Source organism: Stenotrophomonas sp. S41, assembly GCF_016624625.1.
GTDB lineage: Bacteria > Pseudomonadota > Gammaproteobacteria > Xanthomonadales > Xanthomonadaceae > Stenotrophomonas.
The window spans coordinates 1-3,690 of record NZ_JACVTV010000183.1 but is presented as its reverse complement, the minus strand read 5'-3'; the positions used below and the strand labels follow the sequence as shown (position 1 = coordinate 3,690).

General features: G+C 68.5%; 3 protein-coding genes. All 3 read left to right on the top strand.

The genetic code is table 11. The features are described from left to right. Positions 1 to 116: 116 nt before the first annotated feature. The 3 genes from IAE56_RS20680 to IAE56_RS20670 are packed head-to-tail and all read left to right on the top strand — an operon-like array spanning position 117 to position 3,520. Positions 117 to 911, top strand: a complete 795-nt coding sequence (locus IAE56_RS20680; protein WP_079222965.1) for a thiazole synthase — start codon at positions 117 to 119, stop codon at positions 909 to 911. Beyond that, positions 911 to 1,645, top strand: coding sequence for a tRNA (guanosine(46)-N7)-methyltransferase TrmB (trmB, locus tag IAE56_RS20675; protein WP_108769807.1), 735 nt, complete (start codon positions 911 to 913; stop codon positions 1,643 to 1,645). Before IAE56_RS20680 ends, trmB begins: the two co-directional genes overlap by 1 nt. A 27-nt stretch (positions 1,646 to 1,672) precedes the next feature. Then, complete coding sequence (locus IAE56_RS20670; RefSeq protein WP_164073614.1) at positions 1,673 to 3,520, top strand: SLC13 family permease; 1,848 nt, start codon at positions 1,673 to 1,675, stop codon at positions 3,518 to 3,520. Positions 3,521 to 3,690: the final 170 nt, after the last annotated feature.

Genomic DNA, 3,690 nt, shown 5'->3' with positions numbered 1-3,690 from the left:
CGGCCCGGCCGCCCCCCCCCCCCCCCGCGGGGGGGGGCGGGGCGGCCCCCCCCCCCCCCCCCCCCCGGCCTCCGCAAGGTGACCCCATCTTCAGGCGGATAAGCGATAATCGCGTCATGAACCTCCCTGTCTCCCCCGATTCGCTGGTGATCGCCGGCAAGACCTACGGCTCGCGGCTGCTTACCGGCACCGGCAAGTTCAAGGATCTGGAAGAAACCCGCCTGGCCACCGAGGCTGCTGGCGCCCAGATCGTCACCGTGGCCATCCGCCGCACCAACATCGGCCAGAACCCGGGCGAACCGAACCTGCTGGACGTGCTGCCGCCGGACCGCTACACCATCCTGCCCAACACCGCCGGCTGCTACACCGCCGAAGACGCCGTGCGCACCTGCCGCCTGGCCCGTGAGCTGCTGGACGGCCACAACCTGACCAAGCTGGAAGTGCTGGGCGACCAGAAGTCGCTGTACCCGGACGTGGTGCAGACCCTCAAGGCCGCCGAGCAGCTGGTCAAGGACGGCTTCGAGGTGATGGTCTACACCTCCGACGATCCGATCCTGGCCAAGCGCCTGGAAGAGATCGGCTGCGCTGCGGTGATGCCGCTGGCCGCGCCGATCGGCTCGGGCCTGGGCATCCAGAACAAGTACAACCTGCTGCAGATCATCGAGGACGCCAAGGTGCCGATCATCGTCGATGCCGGCGTGGGTACCGCCTCCGATGCCGCCATCGCGATGGAACTGGGCTGCGACGGCGTGCTGATGAACACCGCCATTGCCGGTGCGCGCCATCCGGTGCTGATGGCCAGCGCCATGCGCAAGGCCGTCGAAGCCGGCCGCGAGGCCTTCCTGGCCGGCCGCATCCCGCGCAAGCGCTACGCCAGCGCCTCCTCCCCGGTTGATGGGCTGATCGGCTGATGACCAATCCTTTTGACAGCGCCGGCTCCAAGGCCCCGCCCAAGCCCTTCACCGTGAGCGAGGGCCGCCGCGAGGTGCGCAGCTTCGTGCTGCGCCAGGGCCGCTTCACCCCCGCCCAGCAGCGCGCGTTCGACGAACGCTGGCCGCGCTTCGGCATCGACTACAACGGCCAGCCGCGCGACCTGGACGCCACCTTCGGCCGTCCGGCGCACAAGGTGCTGGAAATCGGCTTCGGCAATGGTGCGGCCATGCGCTTCGCCGCCCAGCACGATCCGTCGCGCGACTACATCGGCATCGAAGTGCACGCCCCGGGCGTGGGCCGCCTGCTGAACGCGCTGGCCGATGACAACGCCGACCACGTGCGCCTGTACCACCACGATGCCGTGGAAGTGCTGCAGAACGAGATCGCCGACGGTGCGCTGGATGAAGTGCGCATCTACTTCCCGGACCCGTGGCACAAGAAGCGCCACAACAAGCGCCGCCTGCTGCAGCCGGCGTTCGCCGAGCTGATCGTGCGCAAGCTGCGCCCGGGCGGCCGCCTGCACTGCGCCACCGACTGGGAAGACTACGCCGAGCAGATGTGGGACGTGCTCGACGCCACTGCCGGCCTGGTCAACCGTGCCGGCCCGCGTGGCAGCGTGCCGCGCCCGGACTGGCGCCCGCAGACGCACTTCGAGACCCGCGGCCAGAACCTGGGCCACGGCGTCTGGGACCTGCTGTACGACCGCACCTGACCCACGCACGAGGACGCTGCGCCCCACATGGATACCGCGCTGACGCTGACCAACGACATGAAGCTCGTGCTCGGGCTGGTCGGCTTCACGATGGCGATGTTCCTGTTCGAGCGCATCCGCGCCGACGTGGTCGCGCTGGTGGTGCTGGTGGTGCTCGGCGTCACCGGCCTGATCGCCCCGGAAGAAATCTTCGGTGGCTTCTCGGGTAACGCGGTGATGAGCATCATCGCCACCACCATCCTTGGTGCGGGCCTGGACCGCACCGGGGCGCTGAACCGGCTGGCGGCGTGGCTGCTGCGGCGCGGCCACGGCGTGGAGCAGCGGCTGCTGATGATGACCACGGCCATCGCCGGCCTGAACTCGTCTTTCATGCAGAACCCCTCGGTGATGGCGCTGTACCTGCCGGTGGCCTCGCGGCTGGTCGCGCGGACCGGCCTGACCCTGCAGCGGCTGCTGCTGCCGATCTCGGCGGCGATCGTGATGGGCGGCGCGCTGACCATGGTCGGCAACTCGCCGCTGATCCTGCTGAACGATCTGCTGGCCTCGGCCAACAACAACCTGCCCTCGGGCCTGGCCACCATCGAGCCGCTGCGCATGTTCGCGCCGCTGCCGATCGGCGTGGCCCTGCTGATCGCCTCGCTGCTGTATTTCCGCTACTACGGCGACCGCAAGCTGATCGAAGAGGAAAGCCTGGTCAACGACGGGGTGACCCCGGCGCGCACCGAGAGCTATTTCGCCAAGACCTACGGCATCGAAGGCGATGTATTCGAGCTGGTGGTGACCGCTGAAAGCCCGCTGGTGGGCATGACCCTGGGCGAGGCCGAGACCCTGCACGATGCGCCGCTGCTGCTGGCGCTGAAGACCGGCAACGACACCCGCCTGGCGCCGCCGGCGGAGATGCGCATCTGGGTCGGCAGCGTGCTGGGCGCGATGGGTCCACGCGAGGAAGTGCACGATTTCGCGCAGAACCAGTTCCTGCGCATGTCCTCGCGGCTGAAGCACCTGGGCGACCTGTTCAACCCCAGCCGCGCCGGTATTTCCGAGGCGGTGGTGCCGCCGACCTCGAATGTGATCGGCAAGAGCGCGGCCGACCTGCGCCTGCGCAAGGAGCGCGGCATCAGCCTGCTGGCGATCAACCGCGACAAGCAGGTGATCCGCGAGGACGTGCGCGACGTGCAGCTGCGCGCCGGCGACATGCTGGTCTTCCACAGCATCTGGACCGACCTGGCGCAGGCCGCCAAGAGCCGCGACTTCGTGGTGGTGACCGACTACCCGACCGGCGAGCAGCGTCCGCACAAGTTCAAGATCGCGATGGCGATCTTCGCCCTGACCATCCTGATCGCGCTGACCAGCAAGCTGCCGGTGGCGCTGACCCTGATGACCGGCGTGGCCGGCATGCTGCTGACCGGCGTGCTGCGCATGGACGAGGCCTACGCCTCGATCAACTGGAAAACGGTTTTCATGATGGCCGGGCTGATTCCGCTCGGCTGGGCGATGGATTCCAGTGGCGCGGCGGCGTGGGTGGCCGGCCACACGATCGACAAGCTGCCGACCGGCATCCCGATCTGGGTGCTGGAGCTGGCGCTGGCGCTGCTGACCACGGTGTTCTCGCTGGTGATCAGCCACGTGGGCGCGACCATCGTGATGGTGCCCATCGCGGTGAACCTGGCGCTGGCGGCGGGCGGCAACCCGACCGCGTTCGCGCTGATCGTGGCGCTGTCGGCGTCCAACAACCTGATGACGGCCTCCAATCCGGTGATTTCGATGATCACCGGCCCGGCCAACTACACCCCGCGCGAGATGTGGCGGGTCGGCGGACCGCTGTCGCTGATCTACACGCTGGTGGTGGTGGTGATGATCAACCTGATGTTCTGAGGTTGGGGTGTGTTGGCAGGGCTGCGCCCTGCACCTGCAGAAGCCGGAGCAACAGCAAAAGCGGGCATTCCGTGGGATGGCGGGGCACTGTGGGTGTGCGGGGACGCCGTGAACCCCCAGTCCGGCCCAGCCGCTGGCGGCTGTGCGTTCGGGCGCTTGCGAAGCAGTGC